This window comes from Mycoplana sp. BE70 (assembly GCF_031455855.1).
Classification (GTDB): Bacteria; Pseudomonadota; Alphaproteobacteria; order Rhizobiales; family Rhizobiaceae; genus Mycoplana.
Window position 1 is genome coordinate 25581 of the sequence record NZ_JAVDTM010000016.1, and the last position, 18351, is coordinate 43931.

Annotated in this window: 17 protein-coding genes and 2 pseudogenes; 8 read left to right on the forward strand and 11 right to left on the reverse strand. The window is 61.2% G+C overall.

Going from position 1 to position 18351, the window contains the following annotated elements; translation table 11 throughout:
- Positions 1-269 precede the first annotated feature (269 nt).
- Positions 270-1505, reverse strand: coding sequence for a LysR substrate-binding domain-containing protein (locus tag J2Y48_RS23150; RefSeq protein WP_310423248.1), 1236 nt, complete (start codon positions 1503-1505; stop codon positions 270-272).
- A gap of 112 nt (positions 1506-1617) precedes the next feature.
- On the opposite strand from J2Y48_RS23150, the gene J2Y48_RS23155 reads away from it, so the two are divergent.
- Genes J2Y48_RS23155 through J2Y48_RS23185 form a run of 7 tightly spaced genes read left to right on the forward strand, consistent with a single transcriptional unit; the run spans position 1618 to position 8089 of the window.
- Positions 1618-2352, forward strand: a complete 735-nt coding sequence (locus tag J2Y48_RS23155) for a PIG-L deacetylase family protein (protein ID WP_310423251.1) — start codon at positions 1618-1620, stop codon at positions 2350-2352.
- Positions 2349-3023 (forward strand): 4-carboxy-4-hydroxy-2-oxoadipate aldolase/oxaloacetate decarboxylase, encoded by a 675-nt coding sequence (locus J2Y48_RS23160; protein WP_310423253.1) that lies wholly within the window; start codon positions 2349-2351, stop codon positions 3021-3023. Before J2Y48_RS23155 ends, J2Y48_RS23160 begins: the two co-directional genes overlap by 4 nt.
- A gap of 45 nt (positions 3024-3068) precedes the next feature.
- Entirely contained in the window at positions 3069-3953 is an 885-nt protein-coding gene (locus tag J2Y48_RS23165) for a DUF1932 domain-containing protein (RefSeq protein ID WP_310423256.1), read from the forward strand.
- Between the two features lies 1 nt (position 3954).
- Positions 3955-5472: a tripartite tricarboxylate transporter permease gene (locus J2Y48_RS23170; protein ID WP_310423259.1), complete on the forward strand. Its 1518-nt coding sequence runs from the start codon at positions 3955-3957 to the stop codon at positions 5470-5472.
- Between the two features lie 28 nt (positions 5473-5500).
- Positions 5501-6490, forward strand: a complete 990-nt coding sequence (locus tag J2Y48_RS23175) for a tripartite tricarboxylate transporter substrate binding protein (RefSeq protein ID WP_310423263.1) — start codon at positions 5501-5503, stop codon at positions 6488-6490.
- Positions 6487-6993, forward strand: a complete 507-nt coding sequence (locus tag J2Y48_RS23180; RefSeq protein ID WP_310423266.1) for a tripartite tricarboxylate transporter TctB family protein — start codon at positions 6487-6489, stop codon at positions 6991-6993. Before J2Y48_RS23175 ends, J2Y48_RS23180 begins: the two co-directional genes overlap by 4 nt.
- 31 nt (positions 6994-7024) lie before the next feature.
- On the forward strand, positions 7025-8089 hold the full coding sequence (locus J2Y48_RS23185) for a 4-oxalomesaconate tautomerase (RefSeq protein WP_310423271.1): 1065 nt from the start codon (positions 7025-7027) through the stop codon (positions 8087-8089).
- Positions 8090-8103: 14 nt separating this feature from the next.
- On the opposite strand, the pseudogene J2Y48_RS23190 reads toward J2Y48_RS23185, so the two are convergent.
- Both J2Y48_RS23190 and J2Y48_RS23195 read right to left on the reverse strand, forming a co-directional pair.
- Positions 8104-8430 (reverse strand): annotated as a pseudogene (locus J2Y48_RS23190) (biotin/lipoyl-containing protein); the annotation flags it as partial.
- Positions 8431-8826: 396 nt separating this feature from the next.
- Positions 8827-9030 (reverse strand): cold-shock protein, encoded by a 204-nt coding sequence (locus J2Y48_RS23195; protein WP_272809088.1) that lies wholly within the window; start codon positions 9028-9030, stop codon positions 8827-8829.
- 81 nt (positions 9031-9111) lie between these two features.
- Between J2Y48_RS23195 and J2Y48_RS23200 the strand changes: the two are divergent.
- Positions 9112-9435, forward strand: a pseudogene (locus J2Y48_RS23200) (ATP-dependent DNA ligase); the annotation flags it as partial.
- A gap of 524 nt (positions 9436-9959) precedes the next feature.
- Here the strand turns inward: J2Y48_RS23200 and J2Y48_RS23205 are convergent.
- The 8 genes from J2Y48_RS23205 to J2Y48_RS23240 all read right to left on the reverse strand — a co-directional run bounded on the left by J2Y48_RS23205 (position 9960) and on the right by J2Y48_RS23240 (position 18228).
- Entirely contained in the window at positions 9960-10361 is a 402-nt protein-coding gene (locus J2Y48_RS23205; RefSeq protein ID WP_310423278.1) for a RidA family protein, read from the reverse strand.
- A 38-nt stretch (positions 10362-10399) separates the two neighbouring features.
- Positions 10400-11506: a DSD1 family PLP-dependent enzyme gene (locus J2Y48_RS23210; protein WP_310423281.1), complete on the reverse strand. Its 1107-nt coding sequence runs from the start codon at positions 11504-11506 to the stop codon at positions 10400-10402.
- Between the two features lie 33 nt (positions 11507-11539).
- Positions 11540-12826: an FAD-binding oxidoreductase gene (locus J2Y48_RS23215; protein ID WP_310423284.1), complete on the reverse strand. Its 1287-nt coding sequence runs from the start codon at positions 12824-12826 to the stop codon at positions 11540-11542.
- A gap of 38 nt (positions 12827-12864) precedes the next feature.
- Positions 12865-13665 (reverse strand): ABC transporter permease, encoded by an 801-nt coding sequence (locus J2Y48_RS23220; RefSeq protein WP_310423289.1) that lies wholly within the window; start codon positions 13663-13665, stop codon positions 12865-12867.
- On the reverse strand, positions 13662-14543 hold the full coding sequence (locus J2Y48_RS23225; protein WP_310423292.1) for an ABC transporter permease: 882 nt from the start codon (positions 14541-14543) through the stop codon (positions 13662-13664). The genes J2Y48_RS23220 and J2Y48_RS23225 overlap by 4 nt, the downstream gene beginning before the upstream one ends.
- 1 nt (position 14544) lies before the next feature.
- On the reverse strand, positions 14545-15627 hold the full coding sequence (locus tag J2Y48_RS23230) for an ABC transporter ATP-binding protein (RefSeq protein ID WP_310423295.1): 1083 nt from the start codon (positions 15625-15627) through the stop codon (positions 14545-14547).
- An 81-nt stretch (positions 15628-15708) separates the two neighbouring features.
- Positions 15709-16827, reverse strand: coding sequence for an extracellular solute-binding protein (locus J2Y48_RS23235; protein WP_310423298.1), 1119 nt, complete (start codon positions 16825-16827; stop codon positions 15709-15711).
- Between the two features lie 27 nt (positions 16828-16854).
- On the reverse strand, positions 16855-18228 hold the full coding sequence (locus J2Y48_RS23240; RefSeq protein ID WP_310423301.1) for an FAD-binding oxidoreductase: 1374 nt from the start codon (positions 18226-18228) through the stop codon (positions 16855-16857).
- Positions 18229-18351 lie beyond the last annotated feature (123 nt).

Here is an 18351-nt window from a genome sequence, read left to right on the forward strand (position 1 = left end):
GAGGGGATGACCGCTCTCCTCGTAGAGAACGATGCCGTCCTTGGCGATGTCGACGAAGAAGGGGGGCCGCGGGAAAGCTGGTCGTTGACGTCCTGCAATTTGTGCACGATCGGGACGACCGGTGTTTCAAGGCGGTGACCGATCTGCTCCTTCAGCAGCCGTTCTTCGATGCCTTCCCAGAGATCGCTCTCATGGCAAAGGACTTGAGGCCTTTACCGCTTATGTCAGCAAGGGAGGCTGCACCAGGGATCCTGTTGATGACTTTAAAATCAGATTGATGCTAGATTTGCCGCCGCGTCCCGAATACATTCGAGAAACGTGGCTTGCAGCCTGCTTGGCAACCAGTTCTCGCGCATGGTGATGCCAATGGTCCGCGACCCGAGCCGGCTTTGTACCTCCTTTGTAACGGGAACGCAGCTTAGGAGGTTTTCTCTTTCCTCGATGGCAATTTGCCGACGAGAGAGCATCGACAGGCGGTCGCTTTCCAGGATGATCGCACGTGTAAGAACGAGCGAGCTCGTCTCGATGCTGGCGCTCGGTGGCGTGCCGCTCCCCTCGAACAGCGCGTCGAATGCAGCCCGGATAGGAGTTCCAGGGCGTTGGGCGACCCACTCCTGCCTCGCAAGCTGGTCGAGCGTTGCGCCACTGCTGCTCGTGAGAAGAGGATGTCCGGGCCGTCCGACAATTGCATAAGGGTCTTCGAAGAGGGTCTCCGTCCTCAACCCGCCAAGATCGTTTCCCGATCGCAGCGCGCCGATCAGAATGTCGCTCGTGCCGATACGCAGTTGCTGCGACAGGAGCTCGTACGAACCGTCCATAACTTCCACGCGCGCGCTCGGGTGGGCCATCAGGAGTTGATTGACCGCACGCGCCAGCAGCAAGGTGCGCGCTAGCGGTAGGCTTGCGATCTTGATCCGCCCCTCCATTCGTCCTTCGATCTCGCGCAGTTCATCCACGGCCTGTTCCAACTCGGTGAGGGCGATCTGCCAGCGCGTCGCAAGACGGCGACCGAGCGCATTTGGCGCGACACCGCTCGCGCTGCGAACAAGGATCGCCCTGCCGATATTGGCCTGCAGATCATGGAGGGATCTGTGCAGTGCTGCCGCCGAGGTGCCTCCGCTCCGCGCCGCCTGGGTGATCGAGCCGCTACCGGCCAGTGTGATCAACGCTTCGATCTGCCGGAAGGTGACGCGTGCGAGCGACTTGGCGATGATGGTAGGGTCGCGCTGAGAACTCGAACCGAGCGCCTGGCCCAGTGCGGATGAAAGTTGATTTTCCATGCGGCGCAATCGCACCAGAAGAACTTCCCCCGCGGTCGTCGGCTGGCTGCCGGCGGCATAGCGGGTCAGAAGGATTGCCTCGAAGCGTTCTTCTATGCCGGCTAACGCAACCGAGAGGGAAGGCTGGGAAACATTCAGTTCGGCAGCGGCTCGATTGAGGCTTCCAAATTCGCAGACCCGCATGAAGGCCCGCAAGTGGCGAAGATTAAGGTCGGTTGCGGGCAAGGTGACTCCATCACGTGATTCGAGAAAAGTTATAACCAGACGCGGCTTTCGTATTAGCAGCCATGCCCTGATCGATGCCAGTGTGCCCGTCAGAAAGTGAAGGAGCATGGACATGCATCAGAAAACCGGACTCGTCGTCAGCGCACACTCGGCCGACTTCGTCTGGAGGGCAGGCGGGGCGATCGCGGCTCACGTAAAGCAGGGTTACAATGTCACCGTCGTGTGCCTGTCGTTCGGTGAACGAGGCGAGTCGGCAAAGCTCTGGCGCAAGCCCGGGATGACGCTCGACGCTGTGAAAGCCGACCGCCGCCGCGAAGCGGAAAACGCTGCTAAGGCGCTTGGTGTGCACGATATCCAATTCTACGACCTCGGCGACTATCCCATGCAGGTCACGCCGGAGGCCTTCGGCAGGCTGGTGGACCTCTACCGCGAGATCCGGCCGGAGTTCATGCTGACGCATTCCCGCCAGGACCCCTACAATTTCGACCATCCGATGGCGACCGATTTCGCACAGCATGCACGCGTCATCGCGCAGGCGCATGGACACAAGCCGGACGTACCGGTTCTCGGCGCGCCGCCGGTCTATCTTTTCGAGCCGCATCAGCCAGAGCAATGCAACTGGAAGCCCAATTTTCTTCTCGACATTAGCGAGGTCTGGGAGAGGAAGCTGGCCGCCATCAAGTGCATGGAAGGGCAGGAGCACCTTTGGGAATATTATACCCGGGTCGCCCTCCAGCGCGGCGTTCAGGCTTCGCGCAACTCCGATCACAAGATTACCTATGGAGAGGCCTACGAGGCCGTCTTCCCGCACGTCACAGGCACGCTGGGGCACGGAGCGCTGGCATGAGCGTCGTGCATCGGAACATCGAGCGCGCATCGCTCGACATCGTGAACGGCCTTGCAGAATGCGGCGTGGCAACAGTGCATGAGGCCATGGGACGTGTTGGCCTGATGCAGTCCCATATGCGCCCCATCTGGCGCGGCGCGCGGGTTGCGGGCGCGGCGGTTACGGTCTCGATCCCCCCGGCGGACAACTGGATGATCCATGTTGCAGTGGAGCAGTGCCAGGAAGGCGACTTTCTCGTTGTCGCCCCGACCTCGCCGTGCGATGCCGGCTATTTCGGCGAGCTGCTTGCCACATCGCTACAGGTGCGCGGCGTGCGCGGCCTGGTAATCGAAGCCGGTGTTCGCGACGTTGCGGAACTCGAGACGATGGGCTTTCCCGTCTGGTCGCGTTTCGTGTCCGCGCAGGGCACGGTCAAGGCGACGCTCGGCTCGGTCAACGTTCCGGTCGTCTGTGCCGGCGCCGCGATCGTGCCCGGCGACGTCATCATCGCCGATGACGACGGGGTGATGGTCGTGCCGAAGGCCAAGGCGGAGACCGCGCTGAAGGCATCGCGGACGCGGCTCGAGAAGGAGCAGCAGACCCGTGCGCGGCTCGCCGCCGGCGAACTCGGCCTCGACATTTACAAGATGCGCGAGGCGCTTGCCGCCAAGGGGCTGACCTACATCGATTGATCGAAGCCGGGAAAGGGGGAGGAACCTTTTCCGCAAGGGGGACGAATGACCACGATTGCTTTCATCGGCTACGGCGAAGCGGCGCAATCCATCGCCAGCGGTCTTGCCGGCCACAATGCCGCAAGGCTTGCCGCCTATGACCTTCGCTTTGCGGATCCGGCAGCCTCTGCCGACCTGCGCGACAAGGCCACGCAGCGCAGCGTGGAACCGCTCGGCGACATCGCGGGCATCGCCTCGGCGGATGTCGTCCTGTCGCTCGTCGTCGGTGCTGCGACGCAGGCCGTCGCGGCTTCGGCGGCACCGCACCTTTCGGAGGGAGCGATCTTTATCGATCTCAACTCCGTCGGTCCCGACACCAAGGCGCTTGCCGCCAGGGAAATCGCGACCGGCAGGGGAAGCTTCGTGGAAGGCGCCGTCATGGCCCGCGTCCCGCCCTATGCGGAGAAGGTGCCGATCCTTGTTGCCGGCGGGCGGGCGGGCGAGGCGGCTGAGCGGTTGAACGCGCTCGGCATGAACCTCGAAGTCGTCGGGGACACGCCGGGCCAGGCCTCGTCGTTGAAGATGATCCGCTCGGTGATGATCAAGGGTGTGGAAGCACTGCTGATCGAAGCGCTTTCCTCGGCGGAACGGGCGGGCGTGACCGAGCGCATCCTCGATTCCGTGCAGGAAACCTTTCCCGGGCTCGACTGGCGACAGGTGGCGGACTACTACCTGTCGCGAACCTTCGAGCACGGCGCGCGCCGAGTGACCGAGATGACCGAAGCGGCCGAGACGATCGAATCGTTCGGCCTCGAGGCCTCCATGTCGCGGGCCGCCTGCAAGACCATCGCCGCCGCCCATGCGGCGATGAAGGACCAGGGCCTTGCCGTAGTCGACGGATATCGCGGTTTCGTGCCCGTGATGGCGCACCGCATGGCAAAGGATCTCTGAGATGGACGGCATTCTCCAGTCGCTCGGCGTCATCTTCAGCTTCTCGGGCCTGGCAGTCCTCATCATCGGCGCCCTGCTCGGCATCGTCATTGGCGCCCTGCCGGGGCTTGGGCCGTCGATCGGGCTGAGCCTTCTCATCCCCTTCACCTACAATCTCGGCCCTGAGCTCAGCATGCTGATGATGATCTCGCTCTACACCTCGGCCGAATATGGCGGGTCGATTAGCGCGATCCTGCTCTCGACGCCCGGAACGGCGGCGGCCGCTGCCACCGCGATCGACGGCTATGCGATGGCGCGCAAGGGCAAGGCCAGCGAGGCGATCTCGATCTCGCTGACCGCATCGACCGTGGGCGGTGTCTTCGGCGGACTGGCCCTGCTGCTGCTGGCCATGCCTCTCGCCTCGCTCGCGCTCAAGTTCGGCCCAGCGGGATATTTCGCCGTCGGCGTCTTCGGCCTCACCTCAGTCGCCGCCCTGTCCGGCGGTTCGCTGGTAAAGGGCCTCGTCTGCGCCGCCTTTGGGCTTGCGCTCGCGACGATCGGGATCGACCCCATTGCCGGCACGCCGCGTTTCACCTTCGGCCTGTTCGAACTCTACGAGGGCGTCCCCTTCCTAGCCGCGCTCATCGGCCTCTTTGCCGTCTCCGAAGCGCTTGTCATGATGGAGAGCCGCGTTGCCGCAGCGCCCATCATCAAGGACAAGGTCGGCCATGTCTTTATGTCGGCAGCACTCTGGAAGGAGACTTGGCGCTCCATGCTGTCGGGCTCGGTCATCGGCACTTTGCTCGGCATCCTGCCCGGCGTCGGCGGCAACATCGCCTGCTGGGTGGCGCGGGACTATGCCCGTTCGCGCGACCCGCGCCCGGAAGAGTACGGCCATGGCTCGGCCAACGGCATTGCGGCCCCGGAAGCCTCCAATAATGCCACCGTCGGTGGCGCGCTCGTCCCGCTGCTTGCGCTCGGTGTGCCTGGCTCACCGACGACCGCCATTATGGTAGGCGCCTTGATCATGCATGGCCTTCACCCCGGCCCGCAGCTCTTCACCGAGGCGCCGTCGCTGGTCTATGCGATCCTCTTCGGCACGATCATCGCGTCGTTGGTGCAGTATGCCGCGGGTTCCCTGTTTCTGCCGTTGATGGCACGGGTGATGCGCCTGCCGGATGCGGTGATCGCCGTCGGCATCATGGCCTTTGCCGTGCTCGGCGCCTTTGCCATCCGCAACCTGATGTTCGATGTCTATCTGATGCTCGGCTTCGGCGTCGTCGGCTATCTCATGAAGAAGCTGCGCTTCCCCGTCGCGCCCATCATTCTCGCGATGGTGCTCGGCTACCTTGTGGAATCCAACTACCGGACTGCGCTGGTGTCCTCGCAGGGCGACTACATGATTTTCATCACCGATCCCGTCAGCCTGCTGTTCCTCGTCCTCAGCCTCGTCAGCCTGCTGACGCCGCTGTGGCGACAGCTCCAGGCGCGCCGCATGCAGCGATTGGGTGCCGACGAAGCGGCGAACGGCGCCCGCTAGGCAAAATTTCAACAGGAGGAGAAAACATATGACGATCAATAGAAGAACGTTCGGCACGCGCATTGCAGGGGTAGCTCTGGGCCTGGCGATTGCGCTTTCGAGCGTCTCCCTGCCGGGGCCTGCCGCGGCTGCCGGTTTCCCGGAAAAATCCGTGACGCTTGTGGTCTGGGCTGGTGCTGGGGGAGCGCTCGACACCTATGGCCGCAAGCTTGCCGAGCTTCTGGAAAAGGAATCCGGCTGGACAGTCAAGGTCGACAACCGGCCGGGCGGCAGCGGCGCGGTCGGCGTTTCGCAGATCATGACCCAGCCGGCAGACGGCCACAACATCCTCGTCTTCACGGGAACGCTGACCTTCGGTATCGCCCAGGGACTCATTCCCTTCGAGCTCAAGGACTTCCGCATGCTGCGCGCCATGCAGTCGGAGCCGTCCTCGCTGGCCGTCCTGTCCGACAGCCCGTACAAATCGGTCGACGACTTCGTAAAATACATGAAGGACAATCCGAGCGGGCTGAAGGTCGGCGGCCATGCGCCCGGCGGCTTCCACCAGTACATGCTCTATCAACTGATGAAGTCGGGCGGGTTCGAGAGCGGCTGGATCCCGCATGACGCCTCAGGCAAGGTGACGCTTGCCGTGCTCGGCAAGCACATCGACGCGGCGATGATGACGCCGTCGACTGGGCTGGCGCAGGTCAAGAGCGGTGATATTCGGCTGCTTGGCATCTCCACCGACAAGCGCAGCGACTTCCTGCCCGACGTGCCGACCTTCAAGGAACTCGGCTACGATATCGAGGGTGCGGTCTGGCGCGGCATCGCCGTGAAAGCGGGAACGCCGGACGACGTCGTCGACAGCATCCAGGCAGCCGTCGACAAGGTTACGGCCTCCGAGGACTGGAAGAAGTTCCAGGCCGAGCAGTTCCAGGACAGCCCCGACTGGAAGGAAGAGGAATTCACCAAGCGCGCTGAAAGCGATCTCGCCAACCAGCTCGAGTTCCTCAAGGCGAATGGATACGCCCAATGACGAACCAGGCTTCGGCTGTTCCGGGCCTGAACCTCTCCCCCGCATCGGGGGGAGAGGCGCCCCGCCGGCACTTCTGGCAGAACCTTCTGGCAGCCTGCGTCTCGCTTGCGTGGAATGCAGGCTTCCTCTTCATGAGCCTTGCGCTTCCGGCCGGCCATTCGCGTGGCGATGTCGGGCCGGGCTCGCTGCCCATGCAGGTGTCCGTCTTCGGCCTCGTCGTCTCGGCGGTTTATCTGGTGCAGGTGCTGCGTGGCGCTGATCTGGGTGGGTCGAGCGAGAAGATCGACGTGGCGCGTGTGACCGGTCTGCTCGGCCTCTTCGTCGCGGCGGTGCTCAGCGCGAATTGGCTTGGACTCGCCCCTTGCCTCGGAATCGGCACGGGCGTGGCGACGCTGCTCTTTCCCGGCGAAAAGCCGCTGGTGCGGGCGGTTGCGACAGGCGCCGGCTTTTGGCTGATCGCCTGGGGACTGTTCGGCAAGCTGCTCGAGCTTCCGCTTCCCTGACCGGAACCATAGATTGACAGGAGTGACGGACATGACGCCGGATGGCATCCCTTGCATGATGATGAGAGGCGGCACGTCGAAGGGGGCCTATTTCCTCGCCGACGACCTGCCTTCGGACCCGGCGCAACGCGACCGGCTCCTGCTGCGCATCATGGGCTCGCCCGACCCTCGCCAGATCGACGGCATCGGTGGAGCGGACCCGCTGACCAGCAAGGTGGCCGTCGTGCAGGCCTCGACGCGACCAGGTTTCGACGTCGATTTTCTTTTCCTTCAGGTCTTTGTGGATCAAGCGCTGGTGAGCGACAGCCAGAACTGCGGTAACATACTGGCCGGCGTCGGCGCCTTTGCCGTCGAGCGCGGGCTGGTGCGGGCCGGCGAGGGCGAAACTGCCATCCGCATCTACATGGAAAACACGGCGCAATCCGCTGTGGCGCGCATCCGCACGAAGGATGGTCGGCCCGACTATGCCGGCGAGGCGCACATCGACGGCGTGCCGGGATCGGCAGCACCCGTGTACCTTGCCTTTACGGATGCCGCCGGCTCGAGCTGCGGCGCGCTACTGCCGACCGGCTCGGCCGCAACCGAAATCGAGGGTGTGACCTGCACGTTGATCGACAACGGCATGCCCGTCGTCGTGATGCGCGCGGCAGATTTCGGCCTGACGGGCTATGAAAGCCGCGAGGAACTGGAGTCGAACGACACCGTCAAGGCTCGTATCGAACGCATTCGGCTTGCCGCCGGACCGTTGATGAACCTTGGTGATGTCGCAAAGAAGTCCGTGCCCAAAATGACGCTGGTCGCTCCACCGATGGCAGGCGGCGCAATCATGACCCGCAGCCTCATACCGCATCGAGTACACGCCTCCATCGGCGTCTTCGGTGCACTCAGCGTGGCGACGGCGTGCATGTTTCCCGACAGCCCTGCCGCTTCGATGGCTGTGCTCCCCGAGGGTGAGGACAAAACCGTTTCTGTCGAACACCCAACTGGAAGCATGGAAATTCTGCTGCGCCTCAACGGCATCAGCCCGGGTATGCTAGCTGAGTGCTCTTTCCTACGGACTGCGCGAAAACTCGTTGATGGTCGCGTGTTCGTGTGATCATTGCATTCTTGTTACGAGGCATCGATCTGGTCGCCGGCGCGAACGAGCACTTCGGCGATCGTGCATTCCTTTTCGGCATGCAGCGCCGTCTCCATCTTCATCGCCTCGACCGCAACTGTCGAGACCACGCCCGGCATCGGCGCGCCAAGATGCGCGGCGTTGCCCGCCTCCGCCTTGCGGCGGGCGGCGCTCGATGCGCCGCGGTTGCGGTCCGGCACCTTGATCGGGCGCGGCTGGCCGTTCAGCTCGAAGAACACTTTGACCATGCCCTTCTCGATGTCGCCGAAGAGTTCCTCACCCGAGGCCATGCCGTAAAAGTAGGCGTGCGTCGGCAAGACATGGGCGCCTTCGTCCTTGAGGTGGATGAACCTTGAGGCGACGAGTGGATGCGTGGGTGCTGATGGCGGTCCGCTGTTGGTGCTTAACTGAGTGAAGCCATGGGCTCATCGGAGCGTTGGTGCTTGGATTGATTGACCACGTAACTGGCGATTCCTTAGTTCACCGGCGCTCCTCGTGTAGGTGCCATTTGTCAGGACGAAGCGGCTGAAGGGCCGCCGCGCTCCTTTCGTGAGCCAGGTTCTCCCGTGCCCCATAGAGCCTGCTGCCGATCATCGACCAATCAGGGTAGATATTTAAGATTAGACCCAACAGATCCAGCGGCAACGCCCATTCGCCCTTGGCCCAACCCGATCCGCTTAGGCGGCGGCAGCAAATAACCGCCGCACGCCGTCCGATCAGATCGCGCGAACGTTTTCCGCCTTCGACTTGCCGGTCTTCCGGTCCTGGCCAAGGTCATAGCTGACCTTCGAGCCGTCCCGCAGCGGGCCACCCGACAGCACTCCCGAGACATGGACAAATACATCCTGCCCGCCATCGTCGGGCGTGATGAAACCAAAGCCCTTGTCCTGATTGAAAAATTTAACAGTGCCCGTCGCCATATGATCCTCGTGAACTGAGCGGCCTGTGCCGCCGGCGCAGCATATTCAGCATGCCGGGCGCCTGCAACCAAGCATCTGCGATCAACGACGAATGGCAAATTCCGATCGCTGCTTGGTCGGTGTTCATCGCGGCGATCATTTCGTGTATGTCGGTCGTGTCGGTAGACGCTACGGTGCCAAAAGGTCGAGACGCTTCTACCGGAGCTGAAAGCGATTGAAGCGGACAAGTCTCCCTTTACCGGCGTAGGGGAGCCGAAGAAGGAAAAGAAGGTCGTTTGGCTGAAGCCCGAGCTGGTCGCCGAAATCGAGTTCGCTGGCTGGAGTGCGGATGGCCCGGTCCGCCAGGCGGCGTTCAAGGGCCTGCGGGAAGACAAGCCGGCGGAAGAGGTCGAGGCCGAAAGGCCGAGGTCATAGGTGTTGGTCTCGAACAACACTACGAACCAGCTTCGGCTGTGCCCGCTCCTGCGCACGATTTCCTTGATGGAAATGCCTTCGCTGACGAATCCACGGTGCGCACGGCGTCGCCATTGTGTAGAGCAAGGATGGCAGCCGCCTCTTCGAGAAGCGGCGCTTCTTTGGCCGCGGCGGTCATTGCAAGGGCAATCGCAGCTGTGTGCCCTTGCGCAGGACGTAGACTGGCGGCGGTATGACGCGCGATCCGTCGGCCAAACTAGGCCGCGTCAGCTGCCAGGGTCTCGTCGTTCACCTTGGCGACCAGCGACATCAATGGGATCTGGACCGTGCGTTCGCTCGATCCAGATCCGCGGTTGGTCAACGCTCTCCAGAAACGTCGAGTCCCACTTTGCACCGTGGTGTCGCTGGTGTTGGCGACGGCAGATTTGCTAAGCATTGAAATGCGAATACTGCCCTTATCGGTGACGGTAGTCCAATTCCTCTTCAATAGCGGCCGATTTTTTCATTCACATTCGTTACCGTGTATCAGCCTCCTGCCTCCTAGCGGCCATGGCCGTGACTTCGACAAGCATGCCCTTCGTCGCCAATGCGGTGACACCGATGGCGCAGCGAACAGGGTAGGGCTTCTTGAAGAAGCGGCGGTATACTTCATTGAAGGCCGGGCGGTCGGCCATGTCGGTGAAGTAGATCGTCAGATGAAGGACAGACTCGAGGCCGCTGCCGCATTTTTCGAGGGAGGCCTTGAGGCTCGCCAAAGTGCACTCGCTTTGCGCCTCGATATCGCCGAGTTCGAGGGAACCATCTGGGCGCAGGGGGATCTGGCTGGTCATCAGCAGGTCGCCAAACCCAGTGACGTCCGCCGAAAGGGCGTCCTCGTCCGTGTCTGCAAGGAAGAAAATGCCGGGGTGATTTGTCATGTCTGTCTCCGTGATTTGCCGATATTAGTTGCCGCGAGCTAGTGGCGACCGAGCAAGGGCCAATTTTCGATGTGTTTGCCGGACACGGCGACGTAGTGCCCGTAAAGGTTGACGGTTGGGTCGCAATGGCTGGCAGCGAGAAGCATGCGGCTTCCGATACGTGGCGGCTCACTGTCTGGGGGAAAGCGCACGATCCCGTGCTCGTCGCCAGCGAAACCGTAGGTGGCTCCACTCGGGGCGCCAAGGATCAGGTCTGGTGCAGGTCCATTGAATGCAAGAGCTTTCGTTCCCGCGTCGACGGTAACCTGCCCTGCATGACTGGCTGAAACGACTGTCGCAAAAATGAACAGTGACTGCTCGAACGGTAACGCAGAAGTATCTGCGTCTATCACGCGCCGATAGTCCGCATCCATGAATACATAGGATCCGACCTGCACCTCGTTGAACGGGCCCCGGCAATCGAAACTGAAAGTCCCTGTTCCTCCCCCTGTCACGATATCCGCTGCCATGCCTCGGTGACGAAGCCCGGTGATCGCCTCTCTTAAGGTATCCGCTACCTGCTGGGCGCCGTGTTCGCGGGAATGGTAGTCCATGATGTGCTGCACCTGCCCCGCAAAGCCCTGGATGCCGCGAAAACGAACTGATTTGGACGCAACGACGCGTTCGGCGAGCGAGATAGCGGCTGCAACCGAGCTCGTCCCTGACCGGCCTTGCCCTACATCGAGTTCGACGAGAACCGATATAGGCCGGTCGTCGCCGCGGTGCTTGGCCTCGATCTGCGCAAGATGATCGATATGATCGATGGTGAGGATAAGTTCTGCACGGTCGGCAAGCCGCATCGCGCGCCCGTATTTTTCCTGACCGGCAAGGGGCGAAGTGATCATCAAGCGGTCGATCCCGGCATGTGCAAGGGCCTCTGCCTCGCCGATGGTGGCGCAAGCAATGCCCGCCGCACCCGTGGCGAGCTGCAGGCGGGCGATCTCCGCGCACTTGTGGGTTTTCGCGTGGGGGCGCAACGCGATGCCAGCCTGCCGAGCGCGGTCCGCCATGGTGTCGATGTTTCGCTTCAACGCATCGACGTCGATGATGGCACAGGGCGTCGGCAGGACCACCAAGCGTGGGTCGTCTAGGCGAAGTGCGGACACGTTTGTCTCCTGCCAGTATTGGTTCGTGTGAGGTCAGCCGCAGCGAAAGCGCGAAATGCTGAAAGGGTGGGGGTCCACGATCGGATTGTCGTTGGCGACGAGATCGGCTGTCAGCCGACCGGCACCTGGTCCAAGGCCGAAGCCATGTCCCGAATAGCCGGTGGACACCATAAGCCCCGGTACGGCATCGACACGGGAAATCACGGGTACCCCATCCGGTGTGACGTCGATCATGCCGGCCCACTGTTCAGCGATCCGAGCGTTCCGGAAGCCCGGAAAAGTCGTTTGGAGGTTACGCCACGCCTTCGCAAGATCGCTACGGATCGGAGCCGGGTCGAGTACCTTGTTCGCTTGCGGACGGTTAAACTGGCGCGGGGACAGGAAGCTTTCGGCAGACCGGCGTCCCACGCGAAGACGGATCGATCGCCACTCTTCCCGCATCAGTCCAAGGAAATCCGGTAAAAACCTAAAGCTATCGGCGACGATTTCTGCCATCATCGTGCTGCCGAAGCCGACGGTGTAGCCGCCGTCGAGCCGCTTGCGAATGGAAAAGCCGCCGCCCTTGATTGAAATGTCAGGTCCACCGTCGAAGGCCTCGGTTCGCAGCGTGGATTCCGTGACGGCAAGCTGCGGCAATCGAATACCAAGGGGGCGGAGCAGGGCACTCGACCAGGCGCCACCTGCAACCACAACCTGGCTGCAGGCCAGTCGTCCATGGTCCAGGACAACACCAGACACTCGCCCGCCGGAAAGCTCGATGCCCCTAACGCTCGTGTGTGTGTAAATTCGCGCGCCGGCCTGCATGGCTCTTTCGGCGATGGCGGGCGTTGCTAGACTAGGCTCCGCGCGTCCGTCTGTCGGCGCGTAGAGTGCTTCGCGCCATTTGCCCTGATGTCCTGGAACGAGCCGCCCGACTTCGGCGGAAGAAAGCATCCTGCAGTCGACCTCGTAGTCGCGGGCCTGCTCAAGCCAACGATGGCCGCCGTCGACGGCATGGTTATTTGTGAAGACATTCAGCGTTCCACATACTTTAAAGCCCATCTTTCCGCCAAGCTGCGCGTCGAGCTGCTGCCAAAGCCGCATGCTTTCGAGGATCAGGGGGATTTCGCGAACATCTCTGCCCTGTGTGCGGCACCAGCCCCAATTTCGGCTCGACTGCTCGCAAGCAATCTCAGCCTTCTCGAGAAGAACGGTCGAGATACCGCGCTCAGCGAGAAACAGCGCTGTGCTGCAGCCGATGATTCCGCCACCGATGATGACGACGTCGGCGCCTTCGCCGGTCCATTCGGACGCAGCGATACTGTTCACCCTTGGTGCCATTCCAATACCTTTCCTCGTATGTGGGGCCTGGGGTACGGCTAGAGGCGCCGTTGCGCCCGGATGCGGTAGAAAGCAATGCCAAGCAGTGGCAGTCCTACGGTAATAGCGACCATGACGGTCCCCAGGGCGTTGATTTCCGGGCTCACAGAATCCCGCAGCATGCTGTAGATCTGCGTTGGCAGCGTTTCGGTGCCCACAGGCCGCCAGAAGATGGAAGCGGTCACGTTGTCGAAGGAGAGCGTGAACGCAAGAAGCAGCCCTGCGACGACCGCCGGCATCAGCAATGGCAGAGTCACCTCGCGAAAGACTTGGAACCGGTTTGCCCCAAGCGTCGCAGCCGCCTCCTCATACGATTTTTGGATCGTCGCAAGCCGAGCGTGCACCACCAGAACCACATAGGGCAATGCGAGCATGATATGTCCCATCAGCAGAAGGCCGAGGCTGCGTGGCTGCTTGAACCATTGAAGGAAGAGCAGAAGGCCGACTGCAAGCACCGTTTCCGGCACCAGGAGCGGCGTCAGCAGGAAGGTGTTAATGAGCCTCTTGCCAGGAAAGTCGTAGCGGGCAAGGGCAATGGCTGCGAGGACCCCGACGACCCCGCATATGACGGCGGTGAGAATGCCCAGGATGAGTGAAGTCTTCAGCGCGCGCATCACTGTCTGATTTTGGAATAGCTCCCCGAACCAGTACAGCCCGAACCCCTTGATCGGGAAGGAGCCGTAATCTGCGCTGTTGAAGGAAAGAATGATCACCACCAGGACCGGACCGAACAGGAATAGGTAGACGAGGGCGGTGAAGAGCTTCAGCGGCCAGCTCACGCCGTTTTCGCCAGCAGTCATCGCGTCAAGCCTTTCGTGATGGAGCCAATGCCCAGATAGCGACTGTAGACGGCAGTCACGGCAAGCAGGAGGAGGGTCAGGGCCAGCGAGAGGACTGCCCCCATCGGCCAGTTAAGCTCGTGATTGATGGTATCGCCGATGATGTTGCCGAACATGTAGTCGTCAGGTCCTCCAAGCAGGGCCGGTGTAATGTAGGTGCCAGCGGCCAAGACCAGTGAGAGCAAGATGCCGGAGCAGAGGCCCGGAAGCGACAATGGCAAGGTGATTTCCAGAAAGGCCTGCCATGACGTGCATCCGAGCGTCCGGGCCGCATGAAGCAGGTTGCGGTCTATTCCGTCGAGGCTCACGTAGATGTTGAGGATCAGGTAGGGCAGCACGAAGCTCAATATGCCCAGGATCACTGAGAACTCGGTGTAGAGCAGGGTCAGCGGAGTATCGATCACACCTAGCCACATCAGAAGGGCATTGATTGCCCCCCTTTCGCCCAGGATATTTATCCAGGCAAGGTTTCGGATGATGAAGCTGATCCAGAAGGGCAGGACCAGCAAAAACAGCAGCAGCGGTCGCAATACAGTCTTGCTAAAGGCAATCGTGTAGGCGACCGGATAGCCGATGAAGACGGCAATGACAGTGGTCGTCAGGGCGATGCGCATCGTTTTGACGAGACCGAAGTAGTAGTAGGGATCCGAAAAGAGCAGCGACCAGTTCTCGAAACTGAAAGCCGCAGCGTCGCGGCCGCCACCGATATAGGTGTTAAAGCTGTAGCGCACCATCATGGCGGTCGGCGCAACGATCAGCAGCGCAAGCAGGATGAGTGCCGGGGCCAAAAGAATAAGGATGCGCAGCTTGTCGCCGCGCTCGAGAGGCACTGTTGCCATGTCATGCTCTCCCGTCGATCGGCAGGTGACTGCCGGACGCGTCGAGAAGCGTGATGCGCGCTGGATCGAACGTCAGCTCCGCCGGATCCCCTACCTGCAGGGGTTGTAGGTCGTCTGCGGCGGAGGCGGTGATCCGAATGCCGTCAAGGTCGAGTGTGTAGGCCGTCTTGTCGCCGAGAAAGGTACGTTCTACCACCCGTGCTCTGCGTGTATGAGACTGGCCCGGAGCGGTGACGCGGACATGCGGTGAACGTATGACCGCATCGATGGCGTCGCCGGGCCTTGCCGCAACGCGTCCGTCGATCCGTGCCCGGATACCTGCTACATCGACAATGGTGTGCGCGGTGCCGCTCTCTGTAACCGTTCCCCTCAGCACGTTGGCATGTCCCAGAAACTCAGCGACGAAACGCGTTTTTGGCGTGCGATAAATCTCTTCAGGGGCGCCAGTCTGTATGACACGCCCGTCTTTCATGACAACCACCACGTCGGCCATCGCGAGCGCCTCTTCCTGATCGTGCGTCACGAAGACCGTGGTGATGCCGGTTCGCTGCTGAAGCGAACGGATTTCGCTGCGCATGTCGGCGCGAAGGTTGGCGTCGAGCGCCGAAAGTGGTTCGTCAAGCAACAACACGTCGGGTTTGGTTATGATGGCGCGGGCAATGGCGATGCGTTGCTGCTGCCCCCCCGAGAGCTGCGAGGGATATCGTCTGGCGGCTGCCGGAAGCTGCACCATATCGAGTGCCTCCTTGACCTGCCGGGCGATCTCAGACTTTGGCAGTCCGCGGTGTTTCAGGCCAAAGGCGATGTTTTCGAACACCGTCTTGTGTGGAAACAGTGCATAGTTCTGGAAGACGAGGCCGACATTGCGCTTGTGAACCGGAACGTCTGTCACCGATCGGCCATTGATCAGTATTTCGCCACTTATCGTGCCGGCAAGGCCGGCAACAGAGCGCAGCAGGGTGGTCTTGCCGCAGCCGGATGGGCCGAGCAGCGCAACGAAGCCACCGGTATCGACGTTCAGATTGACATCGTGGACGGCAATGAAGGAGCCGTAACTCAGCGTTACAGAGCGAAATTCCAACATGATCTGGCGGCGTTCCTATGTGGATGAAGCAATGGAAAAGTGGGACACACGGCCCTCGGGGCGCGTGTGTCCCATGGAGTCTCAGGCGCCCTTGGCGATGCGCCGCCACTGGGTTTCAAACCGGTCGAGGTTTTCCGCCCAGTAGCTTCCGTCGGGAATGCTGAAGCCTGCAAAAGTGCCACTCGGATCGTACCCGGCCTGGCTCTTCAACTGCTCGGGGAAGGGTACCTGGTTCGGGTCAAGCGAGGAGCCGTTGTTGGTGCGCTGGCAATAGTCGAAGTTGACCTCCGGCTTCAGCAGATAGTCGAGCAGCTTTTCGCATGGCTCCATCGGCGAACCCTTGAGGACGAAGAGGTTCTGCATCCAGGCCAGGCATTGCTCCGGCTCAAGATACTCGATGGGATATCCCTGCTTTTTGAGCGCCGTCGCACGCGTTGACCAGATGTCGGCGACGATGACCTCTTCCTTGGCGAGGAGATCCATGACTTCCGCCCCCGACTCCCAATATTTTTTGACGAGAGGGCGCTGCTCGCGGAGCGCGCTGAAGACGGTGTCGGTGTCGCTCAAGTCGTTCGGGTTCTGCCCGGTGAAGACCGCTGCCGCCCAGATGCGCTCCATTGCATTGTTGCTGATGGCGAGCTTACCGGCGAAGCGCTGATCCCAAAGGAGCTTGAAACCGAGTTTCTGAGCTTCCTCACGGGATATGTGCTTGGTGTTGTACGCAATTCCGGTTGTGCCGTAGTTGTAAGGAACACCCGAGAGAACGCCGTTTGGTGTCAGTTCGCGCAACTTGCCGAGAAGTACGGGAGAGACAAACTTGAGATTTGGAATGTTGGCTTCGTTGAGTTCGGAGTTGGCCTGGAGATCAACATATCGCTTGTACATTTCGAAGCCGGAGTTAGCGAAGACATTCAAATCGCCGGTGCCCCCCGACTTGATGCGAGTGATCACTTCGGTCTCGTCGCCGAACGTCCCTTCGACCACCTCGATGCCCGTCGCCGCGCTGAAGGGCGCAAGACCGGCCTCGTTCATTGCTTTCTGGGTCAAGCCTCCGAAGCCGTAGTAAGTAATCGTTTCGCCGGCCGCCCAGGACGGGGCAGAGCGAAGCGCAACGAGCGCCGCCACCGATGCGAGGCTCGCGCGATTGAAGACGCGTCTGGTGATAGGCTTGCCCAGTTTGCTTCCGTAATTTTCAGACATGATATCCCCTTTTGTTGGATTTCGGAATTATCGGACGTAAGAGCGCTTGGGTGAGAACGGCGCCAGATCAGGGGCCGGTATCTGCCCGGAAACGAGATCGGCAACGACCTGGCCCGTCGCGGGTCCAAGCGTGAGGCCAATGTGGTTGTGGCCAAAGGCCAGAATGACGTTTGGATGGCCGGGCGCAGGCCCGAGAACAGGAAGCGAGTCGGGCAACGAGGGGCGCAAGCCTAGCCATTCGCTCTGCGGTTCGCCTGCAAGCGACGGCAGCATGGTACGCGCATGGGCGAGAAGTCGGTGTGCACGCCCATAGTCTGGTGGCGCGTCTCTTCCGGCATACTCAACGCCTACGGTCATCCGCAGGCCTTCTTCCATGGGGCAGAGATTGATGTATCGTTCGGCCCATACCGTAGGGCGCCGAAGCGTTTGGGCCGGCTGCGGCAGCAGCAGGTGATAGCCGCGCTCCGATTCGAGCGGGACCGAAAAGCCAAGGCTCTGGCAGAGTGGCTCCGACCAAGCGCCTGAAGCGACGACAATCTTGTCAAAAGGAAATGTGCCTGCGTCGGTGACAATTGCGCAGCCTCTTTCACGGCTTTCAATGCGCACAACCGCTGAAGGGCGAAATGCGCCTCCCTGTGCCAAGACGTGGGCGACGCATGCATCTACCAGTCGCTTGGGATTGCTGACAAAGCGCGAATGTGGCTGCAAAACGCCCTTGCAAAAAATCGGCGCGAGATGCGGCTCAATGTCGTGTATGGCCGCCTCGTCGAGTATGTCGAGCGACATCCCGTGATCGGTGGCAAAGCGTCTTGATGCCGCGCCTGCTGCAAAGCCTGCCTCTGTGGAGTACACCGAAAGCCTGCCCACGTCATGGATGACATCGCGAGCCGGCACGATATCCAGCAAAGAGTCGTAGGCTTTCAGGGCATTTTGGCTGAGCGAAAGAAGTGCGCGGGCGGTTGTTTCGATTTTGCTCCAGCGCGTTGCAAGCACAAGCCGCATCAACCACGGCAGTGCGGCCGGAAAGTAGCTCGGTCGAATAATAACCGGTCCGTTCTTGTCGAGAAGCATGGAGGGGATTTCCCGAAGGATCCCAGGTGTCGCGATCGGGAGGCAGCTCGAGGCCTCGACGATTCCCGCATTGCCGTATGAGGCGCCGCCAGCCGGTCCGCGCGGGTCCCAGAGCGTCACCTTGTGGCCGGCCGCCTGCAGGAATACCGCAGAAGACGCGCCGACGATACCCGCACCGATGACCGCAACCGAGTGCGATGTTCCGCGGATCTGGGAATTCTGCGTTGGTATAAAATCGACCATCAATGGTTTTAACCGCAGAGCGGCTCCTCCATAAAACCATACAGTGAGGAGAATAAATTCATACAAAAACGGTTTTGTCCACGCCAAAAAATGGCTCCAAAACCGTTTTTATCTGGTTTCTTGATTCAACTAATATATGGGTTTATGGTAGCAAAAAGCGGCCGTTAGAGGCTAAGTACGGAAAATATAGGCATTTTTGAAGCCTGATGG

Bases quoted from the DNA above. Each gene is read 5' to 3' on its own strand.
- J2Y48_RS23220 (WP_310423289.1), bottom strand. From the start codon at position 13,665: ATGACTGCTGGCGAAAACGGCGTGAGCTGGCCGCTGAAGCTCTTCACC.
- J2Y48_RS23230 (WP_310423295.1), bottom strand. From the start codon at position 15,627: ATGTTGGAATTTCGCTCTGTAACGCTGAGTTACGGCTCCTTCATTGCC.
- J2Y48_RS23165 (WP_310423256.1), top strand. From the start codon at position 3,069: ATGACCACGATTGCTTTCATCGGCTACGGCGAAGCGGCGCAATCCATC.
- J2Y48_RS23205 (WP_310423278.1), bottom strand. From the start codon at position 10,361: ATGACAAATCACCCCGGCATTTTCTTCCTTGCAGACACGGACGAGGAC.
- J2Y48_RS23185 (WP_310423271.1), top strand. From the start codon at position 7,025: ATGACGCCGGATGGCATCCCTTGCATGATGATGAGAGGCGGCACGTCG.
- J2Y48_RS23155 (WP_310423251.1), top strand. From the start codon at position 1,618: ATGCATCAGAAAACCGGACTCGTCGTCAGCGCACACTCGGCCGACTTC.
- J2Y48_RS23160 (WP_310423253.1), top strand. From the start codon at position 2,349: ATGAGCGTCGTGCATCGGAACATCGAGCGCGCATCGCTCGACATCGTG.
- J2Y48_RS23180 (WP_310423266.1), top strand. From the start codon at position 6,487: ATGACGAACCAGGCTTCGGCTGTTCCGGGCCTGAACCTCTCCCCCGCA.
- J2Y48_RS23170 (WP_310423259.1), top strand. From the start codon at position 3,955: ATGGACGGCATTCTCCAGTCGCTCGGCGTCATCTTCAGCTTCTCGGGC.
- J2Y48_RS23235 (WP_310423298.1), bottom strand. From the start codon at position 16,827: ATGTCTGAAAATTACGGAAGCAAACTGGGCAAGCCTATCACCAGACGC.
- J2Y48_RS23175 (WP_310423263.1), top strand. From the start codon at position 5,501: ATGACGATCAATAGAAGAACGTTCGGCACGCGCATTGCAGGGGTAGCT.
- J2Y48_RS23215 (WP_310423284.1), bottom strand. From the start codon at position 12,826: ATGGCACCAAGGGTGAACAGTATCGCTGCGTCCGAATGGACCGGCGAA.
- J2Y48_RS23225 (WP_310423292.1), bottom strand. From the start codon at position 14,543: ATGGCAACAGTGCCTCTCGAGCGCGGCGACAAGCTGCGCATCCTTATT.
- J2Y48_RS23195 (WP_272809088.1), bottom strand. From the start codon at position 9,030: ATGGCGACGGGCACTGTTAAATTTTTCAATCAGGACAAGGGCTTTGGT.